Source organism: Rhizobium sp. AB2/73 (genome assembly GCF_020871915.1).
Classification (GTDB): Bacteria; Pseudomonadota; Alphaproteobacteria; order Rhizobiales; family Rhizobiaceae; genus Rhizobium; species Rhizobium dioscoreae.
Genome location: NZ_CP067074.1, coordinates 115,044 through 129,801, shown reverse-complemented (window position 1 = coordinate 129,801; position 14,758 = coordinate 115,044). Strand labels below are relative to the sequence as shown.

15 protein-coding genes are annotated in these 14,758 nt (G+C 60.2%); 3 read left to right on the top strand and 12 right to left on the bottom strand.

Annotation, left to right across the window (positions count from 1 at the left end):
• Positions 1 to 2: 2 nt before the first annotated feature.
• Genes I8E17_RS31640 through I8E17_RS31615 form a run of 6 tightly spaced genes read right to left on the bottom strand, consistent with a single transcriptional unit; the run spans position 3 to position 5,455 of the window.
• On the bottom strand, positions 3 to 923 hold the full coding sequence (locus I8E17_RS31640) for an NAD(P)-dependent oxidoreductase (protein WP_209160178.1): 921 nt from the start codon (positions 921 to 923) through the stop codon (positions 3 to 5).
• 9 nt (positions 924 to 932) lie between these two features.
• Positions 933 to 2,111 (bottom strand): ABC transporter substrate-binding protein, encoded by a 1,179-nt coding sequence (locus I8E17_RS31635; protein ID WP_209160177.1) that lies wholly within the window; start codon positions 2,109 to 2,111, stop codon positions 933 to 935.
• Between the two features lie 12 nt (positions 2,112 to 2,123).
• Positions 2,124 to 2,822 carry an ABC transporter ATP-binding protein gene (locus I8E17_RS31630; RefSeq protein ID WP_219256771.1) on the bottom strand — a complete coding sequence of 233 codons (699 nt, stop codon included), beginning with the start codon at positions 2,820 to 2,822 and terminating at the stop codon, positions 2,124 to 2,126.
• A 5-nt stretch (positions 2,823 to 2,827) separates the two neighbouring features.
• Entirely contained in the window at positions 2,828 to 3,580 is a 753-nt protein-coding gene (locus I8E17_RS31625) for an ABC transporter ATP-binding protein (protein WP_209160176.1), read from the bottom strand.
• Positions 3,573 to 4,541, bottom strand: a complete 969-nt coding sequence (locus tag I8E17_RS31620) for a branched-chain amino acid ABC transporter permease (RefSeq protein WP_209160175.1) — start codon at positions 4,539 to 4,541, stop codon at positions 3,573 to 3,575. The genes I8E17_RS31625 and I8E17_RS31620 overlap by 8 nt, the downstream gene beginning before the upstream one ends.
• Positions 4,542 to 4,552: 11 nt before the next feature.
• The gene (locus tag I8E17_RS31615) at positions 4,553 to 5,455 is read right to left on the bottom strand and encodes a branched-chain amino acid ABC transporter permease (RefSeq protein WP_209160174.1); all 903 of its coding nucleotides are present in this window, start codon (positions 5,453 to 5,455) and stop codon (positions 4,553 to 4,555) included.
• A gap of 207 nt (positions 5,456 to 5,662) precedes the next feature.
• Here I8E17_RS31615 and I8E17_RS31610 point away from each other — a divergent pair, with 207 nt between their 5' ends.
• Both I8E17_RS31610 and I8E17_RS31605 read left to right on the top strand, forming a co-directional pair.
• Positions 5,663 to 6,394: an FCD domain-containing protein gene (locus I8E17_RS31610; RefSeq protein WP_209160173.1), complete on the top strand. Its 732-nt coding sequence runs from the start codon at positions 5,663 to 5,665 to the stop codon at positions 6,392 to 6,394.
• Positions 6,387 to 6,770, top strand: coding sequence for a YciI family protein (locus I8E17_RS31605; protein ID WP_209160172.1), 384 nt, complete (start codon positions 6,387 to 6,389; stop codon positions 6,768 to 6,770). The genes I8E17_RS31610 and I8E17_RS31605 overlap by 8 nt, the downstream gene beginning before the upstream one ends.
• Here I8E17_RS31605 and I8E17_RS31600 read toward each other — a convergent pair.
• The 5 genes from I8E17_RS31600 to I8E17_RS31580 all read right to left on the bottom strand — a co-directional run bounded on the left by I8E17_RS31600 (position 6,757) and on the right by I8E17_RS31580 (position 13,186).
• Entirely contained in the window at positions 6,757 to 8,901 is a 2,145-nt protein-coding gene (locus I8E17_RS31600; protein ID WP_209160171.1) for an acetate--CoA ligase family protein, read from the bottom strand. The genes I8E17_RS31605 and I8E17_RS31600 overlap by 14 nt on opposite strands.
• Positions 8,902 to 8,986: 85 nt before the next feature.
• Positions 8,987 to 9,625, bottom strand: a complete 639-nt coding sequence (maiA, locus tag I8E17_RS31595; RefSeq protein ID WP_219256770.1) for a maleylacetoacetate isomerase — start codon at positions 9,623 to 9,625, stop codon at positions 8,987 to 8,989.
• 39 nt (positions 9,626 to 9,664) lie between these two features.
• Positions 9,665 to 10,375, bottom strand: a complete 711-nt coding sequence (locus I8E17_RS31590) for a fumarylacetoacetate hydrolase family protein (RefSeq protein WP_209160169.1) — start codon at positions 10,373 to 10,375, stop codon at positions 9,665 to 9,667.
• Positions 10,376 to 10,428: 53 nt separating this feature from the next.
• Positions 10,429 to 12,009 carry a benzoate-CoA ligase family protein gene (locus tag I8E17_RS31585; protein WP_209160199.1) on the bottom strand — a complete coding sequence of 527 codons (1,581 nt, stop codon included), beginning with the start codon at positions 12,007 to 12,009 and terminating at the stop codon, positions 10,429 to 10,431.
• A gap of 25 nt (positions 12,010 to 12,034) precedes the next feature.
• Entirely contained in the window at positions 12,035 to 13,186 is a 1,152-nt protein-coding gene (locus I8E17_RS31580) for an FAD-dependent monooxygenase (protein ID WP_307777827.1), read from the bottom strand.
• 131 nt (positions 13,187 to 13,317) lie between these two features.
• Here I8E17_RS31580 and I8E17_RS31575 point away from each other — a divergent pair, with 131 nt between their 5' ends.
• A complete protein-coding gene (locus I8E17_RS31575; RefSeq protein WP_209160167.1) occupies positions 13,318 to 14,124 on the top strand; it encodes an IclR family transcriptional regulator in 807 nt (268 codons plus the stop codon).
• Positions 14,125 to 14,159: 35 nt separating this feature from the next.
• Here I8E17_RS31575 and I8E17_RS31570 read toward each other — a convergent pair whose 3' ends face one another.
• The gene (locus tag I8E17_RS31570) at positions 14,160 to 14,744 is read right to left on the bottom strand and encodes a maleylpyruvate isomerase N-terminal domain-containing protein (protein ID WP_209160166.1); all 585 of its coding nucleotides are present in this window, start codon (positions 14,742 to 14,744) and stop codon (positions 14,160 to 14,162) included.
• Between the last annotated feature and the right edge of the window lie 14 nt (positions 14,745 to 14,758).

Sequence of the window (14,758 nt, the reverse complement as noted above, 5' to 3'; positions counted from 1 at the left end):
ACTCAATCCTCCAATGCGGTTGCATGATAAAACGGTACTGTTAGGCCGGCCTTGCGGGCGGTTGCCGCATAGATGGAGGCAACATCGTGATTGCCGTGCCCCTGTTCCAAGGCGTCCTGGTAAATTCCCGAAATCGCGGAGAGGAGCGACAGGTGGAAGTCCACCTCCTTGCCCTTGGCCTGGATGAGGTCGATATCCTTGGCTAGCGTGGCGGTGCTTCCCATGACCTTGTGCCAGTTTCCGGTCGCCATCCGCTCCGCGCGCGCGGAGAACTGGACCGACCCCCCTGCCCCTTCCCTCAACGCGGCGACCAGCATCAGCGGATCGATGCCGGCCTTGCGACCGAACGCGATCGTTTCGGCCGTGGCCGCGATATTGATTGCGACCAGCATATTGGCGCAGAGTTTCGTCGCGAGCGCCGCTCCGAACTCCCCCATGAAGAACACTTTGTTTGAGAGCGCAGGGAGAATGTCTTCTATCCGGGCAAAGACGCCCTTGTCGCCGCTGAGGAAGAAGACAGCCGATTTTGCGGAGACCATGGCAGGCAGCCCGCTGATCGCCCCATCAAGCATCCGCCCCCCGGCCCTTTGCAGCGCCTCGGCCTGCCGAAGCTTGTCGGCGGTGGCCAACGTCGACAGTTCGACCAAGATCTTCCCGGTGCAATCGACCGCGATTATTCCCTCCGGACCACATACGATCTCTTCCAGCGCCACCGCATCTGGAATGCAGCTGAAAACAATGTCGCACTGCTCGGCGACATCCTTTGCAGATGCCGCCAACCCCCCCCCGAGCGCTACAAAATCGGAAGAGTCGCCTCGTCTGTAGCCGATCACTTTATAACCGGCCTGGATCAGGTTTGCGCTCATCGGCAAACCCATTTGTCCAAGGCCGATTACGCCAATCTTTTTCACAGTCATCATCATCCCGCCAGCTTACTTGAGTTTGCATTCGGCTTGGTGGGCGTCGGCCTTGTCCTTCAGGACCGTCGCGACCAGTTCGTTGTGCAAGCCACCACCCGGCGCATCAGTGACGCGGCTCAGATAGAAATCCTGGATAGGAAAATTGTTGTTCCCGAAGGTGAATGTCCCTCTGATTGAGTCGAACTTCACGTTCTTCAACGCGGTGCGGAAGGCGTCGGCATCGCCGACCTCACCCTTGGCGTCCTTGACCGCCTTGTCGAGAAGCATGGCCGTATCGTAGGACATCGCAGCTAGGATGGACGGGTTGCGGCCGTATTTCGCCTTGAACTCGTTGACGAATTTCTTGTTCGCCTCGTTTTCGAGGTACGGGTTCCAAGGGCCCGCGTTCATTAGGCCCTTGGCCGACTCCCCGAGTGCGTTGAAGGTCGTCTCGTCCGCCTGGAAGGTCGCTGCGTAAGGCTTGACTGACGACTGCAGACCGCTCTGGTGGAACTGCCGCATGAAGGCGATTCCCGATCCACCCGGCAGGAAGACAACGACCGCATTCGCACCGGACGACCGAATCTGGCTGAGCTCCGCCCCGAAATCCGATTGGTCGAGTTTCACCAGAACTTCGGCGGCGAGAACCTTCTGGAAACCCTTCTTGAGGCCTTCGACGGCATCCCAGCCGGCCTGGTAGTTCGTGGCCACAACGGCGACCTTGCCCACCTGGTCCGCTGCGAGCTTCGCGCCGATTGCTTCGAACATGGTGTCAGTATTCCACGACACCATGAAGAAGTTCTCGTTGCACTTTACCCCCGCCATGGCCGATGAGCCGCCCACCGACGCGACTACGAGTTTACCGGCCGGCAGCACGACGGAATTGACCGCATCGACCACATGGCTGAACAACAGGCCGGAGAAGAAGTCGACATTGTCGCGCTGCATCATCTGGCGCGCGAGCTGCACGGCCGTCTGCGGCTTGGCCTGGTCGTCTCCGGTGATCAGGGTCACCGGAATGCCCCCCAGTTTGCCGTCCGTATGTTCCAGAGCAAGCTTGAAGGCGTTGAGCATCTCCTCTCCGAGGCTGCCGGCCGGACCCGACAGTGTGCCGATATATCCGATCTTGATGTTGTCCGGCGCCCCGTAGGACGGTGCAATGCCTGTGCTGGAGAGAGCCAGCGCGATCGCCAAGGTCTTCACGATATTCATAGTGTTCCTCCCTTAAACTCCCAGATGAAGCTGGTGTACCTCCGGGGCCACCGCGAATGCAGAAGCCGAACCTTCCCAAACTGTCTTCCCCTTCGCGACCACCACCACCCGCGTGGCGATCCTGGAAAGAGCTGCGATATCCTTGTCGACGACCAAGACCGACAGGCCTTCATGCGCAATGGTTTCGAGGCAGACCCAGATTTCTTTCCGCACCAGCGGTGCAAGACCTTCCGTCGCTTCGTCGAGAATGAGGAGGCGCGGCGCAGTGACAAGCGCCCGCCCAATGGCCAGCATTTGTTGTTCTCCGCCCGAGAGCGTGTTGGCGAGCTGCGCGCGCCTTTCCTGCAGTCTTGGAAAGAGCCTGTAAATCCGCTCCCGCGTCCAGAGAGATGCGCCGGCGCCGCTGCGCTGAGCGAGGATCAGGTGTTCCTCGACGGTGAGATTGTGAAAGATCTGTCGCCCCTCCGGCACCAATCCCATCCCCAACCGCGAAATCCGGAAGTCGGCCAAGCCTTCCAGCGACCGGCCGGCGAATTCGATCGTGCCCCCGCCGAGCGGCAGGGCTCCCGTCAGCATGCGGACTGTGGTCGTCTTGCCCATTCCGTTGCGACCAACCAGAGCCACGACTTCGCTCTCCCCCACCGAAATATTGATGTCGTGCAAGACCTTGACCGGGCCATATCCGCCTGCCAGCGATTCGGCATGAAGCAACATGGTCACGCATCCTCCATTCCGAAATAGGCTCGCTGCACCTCCGGATCGTTACGGATTTTGTCGGGAACATCGCAAGCAACCAAGGCTCCCGAGACGAGCACCGAAATCTTGCTGGCCAGTGAAAAAACCACGTCCATATCGTGCTCGACGAGAACGATCGCGCATTCCCGTCCCACCGTCTTGAGCAGGTCGGTCAGCGCGCTGCTTTCGCTCGGTCCCACGCCCGCCATTGGCTCGTCCATGAGGAGAAGCTTTGGAGAAAGAGCGAGCGCCATCGCGATTTCCAGATGCCGCCGCTCGCCATACGAGAGCTTCCCGGCGATCATGTTGGTGCGATATTCGAGTCCGACGCGCCGCAAAGCGGTTTCGGCCTCAACGGCCGCCATCTCGAAGCTCTCCACAGCTCGGACGCTCTGGGCAATCCCAAGAGACGGACCAAGCGCCGCGAGCCGTACATTGTCGGCGACCGACAGTTCCGGTAGTATACTCGATATCTGGAACGTGCGAACCATCCCGCGCCGGACGCGTTGATGCGGCGGGATGCCGCCGAGATCCTCGCCATTCCAGCGGATTGTACCGCTGTCCGGCTTGATGTCTCCTACGATCTGGCCGATCAGCGTCGATTTGCCTGCCCCGTTCGGCCCGATCAGGGCATGGATTTCGTTCGGCACGACGTCGAGGTCGACATTGCTCGTCACCAACAGGCCGCCATAGGCCTTGCGCAGATTGCGGATGGACAGGATCGGATCAGTCATATCGCCCTCCCGCCAGCCGCCGGATCGACGGTTCCAGCCCCTGCTTAAAGAAGAGCACCGAGAGGATAACCATGGGTCCGAGGAAGAGCCGCCAGTAGGTGGTATATTCCGATACCGCGGCTTCCACGCCGATCAGCAGCGCGCTTCCGAAGAGGCCGCCAGCGATTGGCCCCAATCCCCCGAGGGCCGCCATCACCAGCAATTCGCCGGAGAGCAGCCAGCTCAGGAAAACCGGACTGACGAAGAGATAGAAGTTTGCCGCCAAAGCTCCGGCCAGTCCCGTCAGCGCCGCGGAGAAAATGAAAGCGGCCAACTGGATGCGATAGGTATCGAAGCCGAGCGAGATGACGCGACGTTCGTTCTGACGAATGCTGCGAAGCGCCAGACCGAAGGGAGAGCGGCTCAGCATCTTCATGAAGATCACGCAAACGGCCACGATCGTCACCACGACGAAATGGAAGCTAAGGTCCGCGGCGAGCGAATATCCCGCCAGGACATTTCTCTCGGTCAGGCCCATGCCGTCGGAAGAACCGATGGGCGGCAGGCTCGACAGAACGAAGAAAATCATCTGCGAAAAGCCGAGCGTGATCATGATGAACGCCACGCCACGCGTTTTCAGCGACATCCCCCCGATCACGAAGCCGGCAGCTGCCGCGATCAAAGCCGCAAGCGGCCAGACGATCAACGCCTCGTTCAATCCGGAAAGCTGTGCCACCAGCACCGTGTACCCGCCAATTCCGAAGAAGGCCGCATGCCCGAAGCTGACAAGTCCGCCATGGTAAATGAGGAAGCCGACCGCGCCAGCGGCAAGCCCGTAGACCAGTATCCGCGTCAGGCCAGAAACGAGATAGCTCTCCACGAAAAGAGGAAGCAGAACGGCGATCAGGAACAGGCACACAGTCGGCGCCTCGCCGAGAACCAATCGTCCCGACATCCCAGTGTTGCGTGCGTTGGACGTCATCGATTGTTCGTTCATCGTGTGCCCAGCCCCTGCGGACGCGTCATCAGCACGACCGCCATCAGAACGTAAACGAGGGTCGCCGAGATCGCCGGAGCTAGGCTGGACACCGTTCTTGCACTGAAAGCGCCGCTTAGCAGATAGGGCATGTAGGCCCTGCCGAGCGTATCGAGAATGCCGATGGACAAAGCGGCCCAGAAACTGCCCTTCATCGAGCCGAGGCCGCCGATAACCACGATCACGAAAGCCAAGATCAGGACCTGTTCCCCCATGCCGACCTCGATGGACACGAGCGGCCCCGTCAATGCGCCGGCGAACGCCGCAAGTGCGCCGCCCATTGCGAACACCAGCATTGCGACGACCCGCACGTCATAGCCGATGTGGCGTACCATGGACGGATTGGAGGCGGAGGCTCGTATTAGCATGCCGATCCGTGTCCGGGCGAGAACGAGCCACATGCCCGCGGCAACCAGCGCGGCGGTCACGGTGACGGCCAGCCGGTAGGACGAGTACTCCAGACCCGGCCACAGGCCGACTGCACCGTCGAGAGCGGATGGCATGGCGAGGAAGACCGGGGCGCCGCCGGAAAGCCAGCGTATCGCCTCGTTGAAGAACAGGATCAAGCCAAACGTCGCCAGTACCTGATCCAGATGGCTGCGTCCGTAGAGATGCCGGATAATCACACGTTCGACAACCATCGAGATGACGAAGCAGCCAGGCAACGAGAGCAACAGCGCCAGAAAGAACGAGCCGGTCAACGTGGCGCAGGCAGCGGCAGCGAAGGCGCCCAACATGAAGAAGGAGCCATGCGCCAAGTTGATGAGGTGCATCACCCCGAAGACAAGGGATAACCCGGCCGCGATTAAAAATAGAAGCAGCCCGTAGTTCAGACCGTTGAACAACTGCTCTAAGAACATAGGGCATTTTCCTGGGTACCCGCCCGCGAACCCGAAAGTCTGGCAGAATACGATGTGACGAAAGCTAAATATGAGGGCGAACAGCCAAAGCCACGCGGCACCAGAATTTCCTCCCCTGAGCACGCCTTGTGCAATATTTTGGAAACCAGCCAACAATTTCCAAAATTACCGTAGATCTCGAAGGCAATTCATGTCAAGGAAGACTTCATGAAAAGATCAGCTTTATCCGACACCAACCCGTCCTATTCGAACGACGCTCCGAGGACGATCACCGAAATCGTCTACCGGCGCCTTCGGCTTGACATAGTCTGGGGCGTGCTGGCGCCCGGCTCGGCGCTCCGGTCGGATGACCTTCGCGAGCGGTACGGCGTGGGCGTCAGCCCGCTGCGCGAGGCGCTGACACGGTTGATGGCCGAGCGATTAGTCACATCGGTCGGACAGAGGGGCTTTCGTGTTGCTGACATCAGCAACCATGATGTGATCGACGTGATGGAAACGCGACTGGTTATCGAAAAGGCCGCATTGAAGGCCTCGTTGGAAAAGGGCGATATCGCGTGGGAAAGCCGGTTGGTGGCGGCGTTTCATGCCCTGAGCCGTATCCCGATCCCCCGTTCTCAAGACGACGGGTCGGCGGAAGAATGGGCCGAATGCCATCGGAACTTCCACATGTGCCTGTTGTCCGCATGCGGTTCGTCTTGGCAAATGAATCTCGCCTCGCTCCTCTTCGATCAGGCCGAACGGTTTCGCCTGGTCAGGGTGCGTCGGATCGACAAGCCGAAACTGACGCGCGATACGATGGAAGAACACAAGCAGATCGTCGATGCCGCTCTCGGCCGCGACTTTGAGAGTTCCTTCGCCGCTCTGGAACAACACTACAGAGCGACGAGCAACGAAGTTCTCGCATCGATTGAGCATGGGAAGCCGCTCGAAGATGTCTGATAGCAAGTCCCTGACCGCCGACGAACTCATGTCCCGGATGATGAAGAAAGAGTTGTTCGTCATCCTCAACACCGCGGCTGTTCCAGCCGCAGAACTTCGGGGAAACCTCAAGGCTCACCTCGACTACCTAATCGCGCTGGAGAAGCAGGGCGTGCTTTTCGCGTCCGGGCCCCTATTCGCCTCCGGTGGCGAGATGACGGGTGAAGGCCTGACCATCATCCGGGCCGGCTCGTACGAAGAGGCGAAGAAGATCGCCGCCGCGGATCCTTTCGTCGTCGCCGGCCAACGGACACCGGTGGTGAAACGTTGGATCGTCAATGAAGGACGCATCTCCGTCACGGTCGATATTTCCGATTGCACGGTCAGCCTTGTGTGATGGCTCCTGCCAATGACCGAGGACTGTCTCGGTCTAATGTCTCTATCCGCACCAGGGCATCCAAGGCCATCACACCGGTCGCCGTCACACGCAACGGATTGATCTCGATCTCAACGATTTCCGGATGCTCCGACAGGATCCGGCCGATCGTCACGACTGCTGCCGCAATTGCCTGCTTGTCGCATTTCGGAAGGTCGCGAAAACCGTCCAGAACTCTTTTGCCGCGGAGGCTCTCGATCATATTCTCGGCAGTCAGGGTCGCGAGCGGCGCGATGCCCACGGCGGAATCGGCCAGCACCTCGGCCATGACACCGCCCAGGCCAACGACGACAGTCGGACCCCACGATCTATCCCGTAATCCGCCGACGATCATTTCGACGCCGACCGGCGCCATTTCCTCCAGAAGGACGCGACCGGGATCATTCGTGGGGATGCGTTCGATGCGGTTGAGCGCCTCCTCCAGTTGCTGCGTGTCCCCTACATTGACAATGACGCCACCGACCTCCGTCTTGTGGGCGATATCGTTCGCCGCGATCTTCACCACGACGGGATGGGCAAGCCGTGCGAAAGCCGCGCGCGCTTCTTCCCGGCTCAGGCAAAGCACGCTTTCCGGCACGCGAATGCCGTAGCTGCGCAGCAGGCTCTTCGCGCGGCTTTCATCGAACGGGCCGGAGAGCGCCTCCGCCGACGTCGCCGTATCTTGCGCACCGGCGGTCTGCAAAAGCCACTGGCCGCGGGCGTCCGCAACCAGGGTTTGAGCAGCGAGCGCCAGGCGCTCGGGTCCGACCGCGGCGCGAAGACCCTGCGAACGCAATTCCGCCAACACTGGCCGAACCTCATCTGCCAGTCCCAATGTTCCGAAGATGACTGGTTTGCCGTGGGCGGAAGCTGGCGGACCGAGCACCCTGGCAGGGTCCAGAACCGAAGGCTCATTGAGGCCGAAGACGAGAAGCCCGTCTATGAGAGGATCAGCAGCAACCGCATCGAGGATCTGTGGGAACGTCAGCCCGGGGCGCCCCGTATCTACCGGATTCTTGATATAGGTCATCGGCGGCAGGAGCGAGGACACGGTCTCCAGCGTCTTATCGGACAATTGCGGGAGAGCGACGCCGCAAATTCCCAAGCTGTCGGCAATCAACAAACCCGGACCGGCCTGTCCCGTCACCAATGCGAAGCTGCCGGATTTCTTGGCAGGCATCCGGCCGTAGCTTAGGAAGACCGCAGCCTGCGCGAGTTCCTCGGTCGTGTCCACGACGATCGCTCCGGCCTGCGTCAGAGCCGCCACGGTGCGATCGCGCGACCCCATCAGGTTGCCCGTATGGGACACCGCGAAATCGCCAATTTCGGCCCTGCCGGCAACCATGGCGACCACTGGCTTGCGGGGTGTGACGGTTTTGAGGACGTCGTAGAGGCGACGGCCGTCCGCGACACCTTCCAGATGCAATGCGATCGCCGAAGTGGCCGTATCGTCAGCCAGCATGGAAAGAACATCGGCGGTATCGACATCGACCGCATTGCCAAGTCCGACGGCAACCGAAATCCCCTCTCCCAGGGCAGCGATCAGGAAGGCAAGGCTCAGGTTCACGCCACCGGACTGGGCGACGACCGCAACCTTGCCAGATAAAAGCCGGTCCACTCCGGGGACAAAGCTCGCGACGCATTGATGGTGCGTGTTGATGAAACCGGATGTATTTGGCCCAAGCAGCCGCAGGCCCGTGGAGCGGCAGACCTCGGCAAGCTCCTCCTGGTAGCGCAATCCGTCTCCGCCCGCCTCGCCGAAGCCGCCGGAGATGATAAACACACCGCCCACACCCCGTTCCGCCGCTTCCGCCGCGGCTGCGGCGCAATGCTGGGCCGGAATGGCTAGAATGGCCAAATCGACCGCGTCTGGCAGATCCTCAAATTTTGGGTAGGCGGGGACCCCGTTGATCTCTCTTTCTCTCGGGTGCACGAGGGACAGCGCACCTGGAAAGCCTCGCAGCGATTGCAGCGCCTGCGAGCCGGCCTTCGAGGGATCCTTCGACGCGCCGACGATGGCGATCGACCTCGGATTGAGCAGTCGCTTAAGATTGCTATCCCGTTTTTGCCGCAGATGCGCATGCATGTCGGCCGAGGATACTGAACGTGTCATAAGAGTCCTCCGTCATTTATTCGGTTCACGTTCCCCGCCCGGACCTCCGCCCTGCGGCAAGGCAGCACGCTGCCGCCTTCCGGCGCTATTCAGCGTCGGGTTGGCGCTCGGGCTCGGCGCGTTGGAATGCCGGCAGCTTCGCGGCATTCGCGGCCACCCGGCAGACCTCGCTGAACGACGTCGCGTCGAACCCGAAGCGTTTTGCGCTTGCCATCTGAGGCGCCAGGCAGATATCCACCATGCTTGGCTCGTCCCCATGGCAATAAAGCCCCGTCTGGCCTGATTTGAGCATCTGCTCCAGCGCGGGAAAGCTGTCCTGGAACCAACGGTGACACCAGGCCTTCGTCTGGTTCTCGTCCGCGCCCAGCTTGTCCTGAAGGTAAGCGAGGACGCGTAGATTGTTCAGCGGATGCGTGTCGCATGCGATGACGCCCGACATCGCCCGTACCCGGGCCCTGCCTGCGATATCGCGGGGCAGCAGGCGGGCCGTCTCAGGATAGGATTCGTCGAGATATTCGATGATCGCCATCGATTGGGTGATGATGTGATCCCCATCGACCAGCGACGGAACCAGCCCCTGCGGATTGATCGTCATATAATCCGGAGCACGTTGTTCGCCCTTGCGCAGATGATGGGAAACCTGCTGGTACACCAACCCCTTTAAATTAAGGGCAATCCGTGTCCTATGCGAAGCGCCGCTCCGGAAATAGTCGTGCAATGTCAACATGCGGATAACCTTTGCAAACGGTTCCGATATAGATCGTCATTCGGCAGGGCCGATCGACAGCTTGATCGGCTCCAGCCCCTCGATCGTGCCTTCGATTACATCTCCGGCCACCACCGCGCCCACTCCGGCGGGAGTGCCGGTGAAGATCAGATCACCCGGCATGAGGTGGTAGTATCCCGACAGATGCGCGATGATTTCCTCGACCTTCCAAACCAGGTCATCGAGCAAGGCCGATTGCTTGACGACACCATTGACCGACAGCTGGATCTTCCGTCCTTCAAGAGAGGAAATGCTCTCTGCCCTGGTCATCGGCGAGAGAATGGCGGACTGCTCGAAAGCCTTGCCGAGGTCCCACGGGCGCCCCTTGGCGCGGGCATCGAGCTGCAGGTCGCGTCGCGTCATATCCAGACCACAGCCATAGGCGAAGACGGCTGCGGCAGCCTGCTCCTCGGTGACCTTGAAGGCAGGCTTTCCCACGGCGATGACCAATTCCATCTCGTAATGGTAGTTCGCAGTTCCCGGCGGATAAGGGATGGTGCTGCCCGTCACCACTGCAGCCGAGGCGGGCTTCAGGAAGTAGAAGGGTGCCTCGCGATCCACCTCGACGCCCATTTCCTTGGCGTGCTCGGCATAGTTCCGGCCGACACAGAATATCCGGCTGATCGGATAGGGCCGCTCCAAGCCCAGGATATCGACCGTTGCCGGCGGCGCGACCGGAAACAAATATTCTTGTGCCAACTCAGCCATTCATACATCCTCATTCCATTTAGGGGTGAATTCAACCTGCACGGTCCTAGATCTCAGAGGCCGCGCTGCTTCAAGGCCTGTCTGTCGATCTTGTCGGTCCCCGTTTTGGGCAACGCTTCCATGTATTCGACGGCGCGCGGATATTTGTAGGGCAGAAGGCGACCTTTCACGAAGGACTGCAGGTCCTTGGTCATAGCCTCGTTCGCGGTCAGGCCCGGCTCCAGCACCACGAAGGCCTTGAGTGTCATCCGTCGATCAGGCATTTCCATTCCGAGGACTGCGCATTCGCGCACGGATTCGTGCTCGAACAAGGTCAGTTCGATCTCGAGGGGGTAGACCCACTGTCCGCTGACCTTGATGAGGTCGTCGACCCGACCGGAGAACGTATAGAAACCGTCCTCGTCCTCGATCAGGAGATCACCTGTCCAGATCCAGCCTTCCCGCATGGTCTGCTCAGTCTTGTCCGGCCTGTTCCAGTAGGTCGGCGCATTGGAGCCACCGCGAACCCACATGACACCTGCCTCGCCGCGCGGCACGATCTGACCGTCGGGATAGGTCAGCTTGATCTCGTAGCCGGGAACGGCCTTGCCAGCCCTGCCGACCTTTTTGTGATCCACACTGTTCGAAAGGTAAATATGAAGAACCTCGGTTGATCCCAATCCTTCGATGATTTCCAGACCGTACCGTTCTTTCCAATCGTCGAACAATTCCTGCGACAGGACTTCTGCAGCTGAAAGGCACAGCCGTACGCTGCTGAAATCTGCTTCTTTCGATCGCGGATGTCCGAGCACGGCGTTGTAGAGCGTCGGCAAGCCAAAGAAGAGCGTCGGCTTGAAAAATTCGACGCACTCGATCACCGCAAGCGGGTCGGGGCGTCCCGGGTGCAGAACGGCGCTAGCGCCTACAGAAAACGGGAAGGTGATCGAATTGCCGAACCCATAGGCGAAGAAGATCTTCGGAACCGAGAAGCAGATATCGTCTTCCCGGATCCCCAGCACCCGCCGGCCATAGCTTTCCATCGTATAGGCCATGTCGTGATGGAGGTGGATGATTCCCTTTGGCTTTCCGGTGCTTCCGGAGCTGTACATCCAGAACGCCATGTCATCCCGATGGGTATCGGCGGCGGCAAGCTCGCTGCCGAATTCGCCTTTCCATTCCGACCAGTCACGCACGTCGACGCCGCTGACCGGTTCCTTCGGCTGCGTCGCGAACACCAGCGTCCGGAGCGTCGTCCCGGAGAGCGTTTCGGCGGAGAACAATCGGGCATATTCGCCGTCCGACACCGCAATGGTGGCGTCGGAATCCTCAATGTAGAACCGGACGAGCTCGGGCGTGGACAGGGTATTGCACAAGATTGGCACAAAACCGGCGCGCACGGCGCCGAAATAGGCGGCGGGATAGAAGCTGGTGTCGTTGAGGAGTAGCACTACGCGATCCCCCCGCGCGAGACCAAGTGAGATCAGTGCATTGCCGAAACGCGCGGCTTCGGCACAAAGCTCGCCATAGGTGGTGTTACCGGCCCGGCAGTATATCGCGGTCTTGCCAGATCGGCCCGCCACGAGATTGTCGAACAGGATCGCGCTCGCATTGTATCGGTCGGGAACGGAAAAGCCGATTTCACCGCAGCAATCCATGTCGTCCGAAACGAAGTCGTTGAGCCTAATGTTCAATGGTTCCTCCCCGTCTGGATTGGCTGGCATCCGCCAAAAGGCCGCGCCGCTGCACCTCCTCGGCAAATTGCGGCGCGATCTGACGAAGCCGATGGAAATCAAGTCTGCCGGACCTCATGATGTAGCTGAGCGCGAACTCCCAGGGCTCCAGCTCCATATGGTCCGCGAAATTCTCGTACCAATCGGCGCTGGCATTCGCTGCCCTGACGAGCTTGTCGACGATCGGCCGGCGCGCGGCCTCGTAGCTCTTCAATGCGCCCGGAATATCGTCCGGGCTGGCCTTGAGCGCCTTGATGAGGGCGATAACGTCTTCCAACGCCAACCGGGTTCCCGAACCAATCGAGAAATGCGCGGTCCGCAACGCATCGCCGACCAGAACCTTGTTGCCCGAGGACCAGCGTTCGTTGCTGATCCTCGGAAACTGCCGCCAGACCGACTTGTTCGTCACGAATTCGTGGCCGCCCAGTTCGGGCGCAAAGACGCTCTCTAGATAAGACTTGGCCCTGTCGTCACTCATCGCGTCGAAGCCCGCGCGGAAGAAAGTCTCCTCATCCACCTCGACGATGAACGTGCTCATGTCCGGCGAGTAGCGATAGTGATGCGCGGTGAAATGGCCGTCGGCGGTCTCGCGGAAGGTCTGGGTCAGCGTGTCGAACCGTTGGCGGGTGCCGTACCAGACGAACCGATTATCCAGCAATTCCTGCTTGAACCCGAAGTCCTCGGAGCGCCGCACGAGCGAATTGACGCCGTCGGAGCCGATCAAGAGATCGTATTCGCCCAGCTCCGACAGATCGTGAACGACCTTTTCGTATTCGGGCTCAATGCCCAGTTCCCTCACCCGCCCCTGTAACAGCTCGAGCAAGTGAAGGCGCCCCACCGCGGAAAAGCCTACCCCATCGAGGCGGATGATCTCGCCCTTGTGGGTGATCGTGATGTCGCGCCAGTGTTCGAGCACAGACGAAATCAGCGCGTGGGTTTCGGCATCATCTTCGCGGAGGAATTCCAGCGCTCGATCGGAAAATACCACCCCGAAGCCGAATGTAGCATCGGAAGCGTTCTGCTCGACGATGCGGATATCGTCAGCAATTCCATTCCTTTTCAGAAGATAGGCGGCATACAGCCCCGCCGGCCCCGCGCCCAAAATAGCGACTTTCATCCCATTTCTCCTCCAGAATAGTTCCACTATATAAAAGTGATTTCATAATGCGCAATAGCAAAAACGCTTGCGCTCGTCGGTTTTTTTCGTTTTCTGGGAAAAAAGGGAGTTGGACCATGGATGACGTTCAGAAGACCGACGAGGGCGAGGCATCACGCGCAGGGATACAGTCGCTGGATTCCGCGCTTGTTGTTCTGCAGTCGATCGTGCGGCTGCGCGCCGGTGCATCTCTCACCGAGATCGCGCGAAGATCGAATATGCCGATGAGCAAGGTGCACCGCTACCTGGCCAGTTTCGCCAAGGCGGGCCTAGTCCGGCAAAAGCAGCGGGCCGGCGTTTACGAACTGGCTCAGGGCGCCATCGAACTGGGGCTTGCGGCTATGGCACAAATGGATCTCGTCAATGAAGCGGCCGAACATCTGGAGGATCTCGTGCTGGGGACGGGTGCGGCCGGTCTCATTGCGGTTTGGGGACCCCACGGGCCGACTGTGGTTCGCTGGCAGCGTTCCGGCAGCTTCGTCGTTACCTCCATGGGTCTGGGCACGACTTTGCCGCTTCTGAACTCGGCAACCGGTCGAATCTTTCTGGCATTCTCACAACCGGCATTGCTGAGCGAACTTCTACAGCAAGAGATCGCACGCGCCAGAAGCCTCGGGCTCATATGGCCGGATTTCGATCCGTCGAAACCGGATGATCTTCAGCGCCTTCAGGAAACCACGCGCGAGCGGGGTTACGCAACGGTCGATGGTCGGTTCATTCCGGGTTTGAACGCAATCAGCGTTCCGGTGTTGAACTGGCAGGGGGAGGCCGAGGCGGCCATCACACTCAATTCCGGGGACCCGGCCATCCTGCGACCAGACTCCCATGCAGCGGTCCTCCTGCGCGAGGTTTGCAAGAAGATATCCGTCTTCTTTCCCAAATAATCGCGCAGGCAACGCTTGCGGACTAGCAGTGCGCTTCAGGCCGGTATATCGCCAGCATGCAGCCGATCTCTGACGGGTGCGGGAAAATCGAGGACGGAAGCGCCGTTGGCGAGATCGACCGAGCGCAGCCATATTTCCCTCACTCGCAACCAGGGCGTATCGCGCATATGGACGACCTCTCCGGACAGGGTTGTCACGGAAGCGCTCCATGCCGTTTCGTCCATGTCGCGCCACTCGACGTTGAGATGCACCTCGGAATGCCTGAAGAGATAGCGCAGGGCATGTGCCGGCAGCGTGGCGCCGAATTCCACGTCTTCGTTTTGCGCCTCCGCTTCGGCCAGTTCCTCGACACCTCTGCCGGCACGCGCAGCCTCCGCCAATCTGGCGAGATGCCGTGCCTGATAGCCGACATGCGCGATGACATGGCGGCGGCTCCACCCGGCGACGCGGGAGGGGAGATCCAGTTCCTCGTTTGAAAGCTCACCGAGTTTGCGGGCGAAATAAGCCGTCCCGAGCCTCGCCCAGGCAAGTGTTTCCGCCGGTGCCTGCGGCGCATCGAAGCGTGCTCCTTTGCCGAGCCGCGATCGCAGTGCGGCTCGCGCATCGTCCAGATTTCCCATCGCCGATTGTCCTC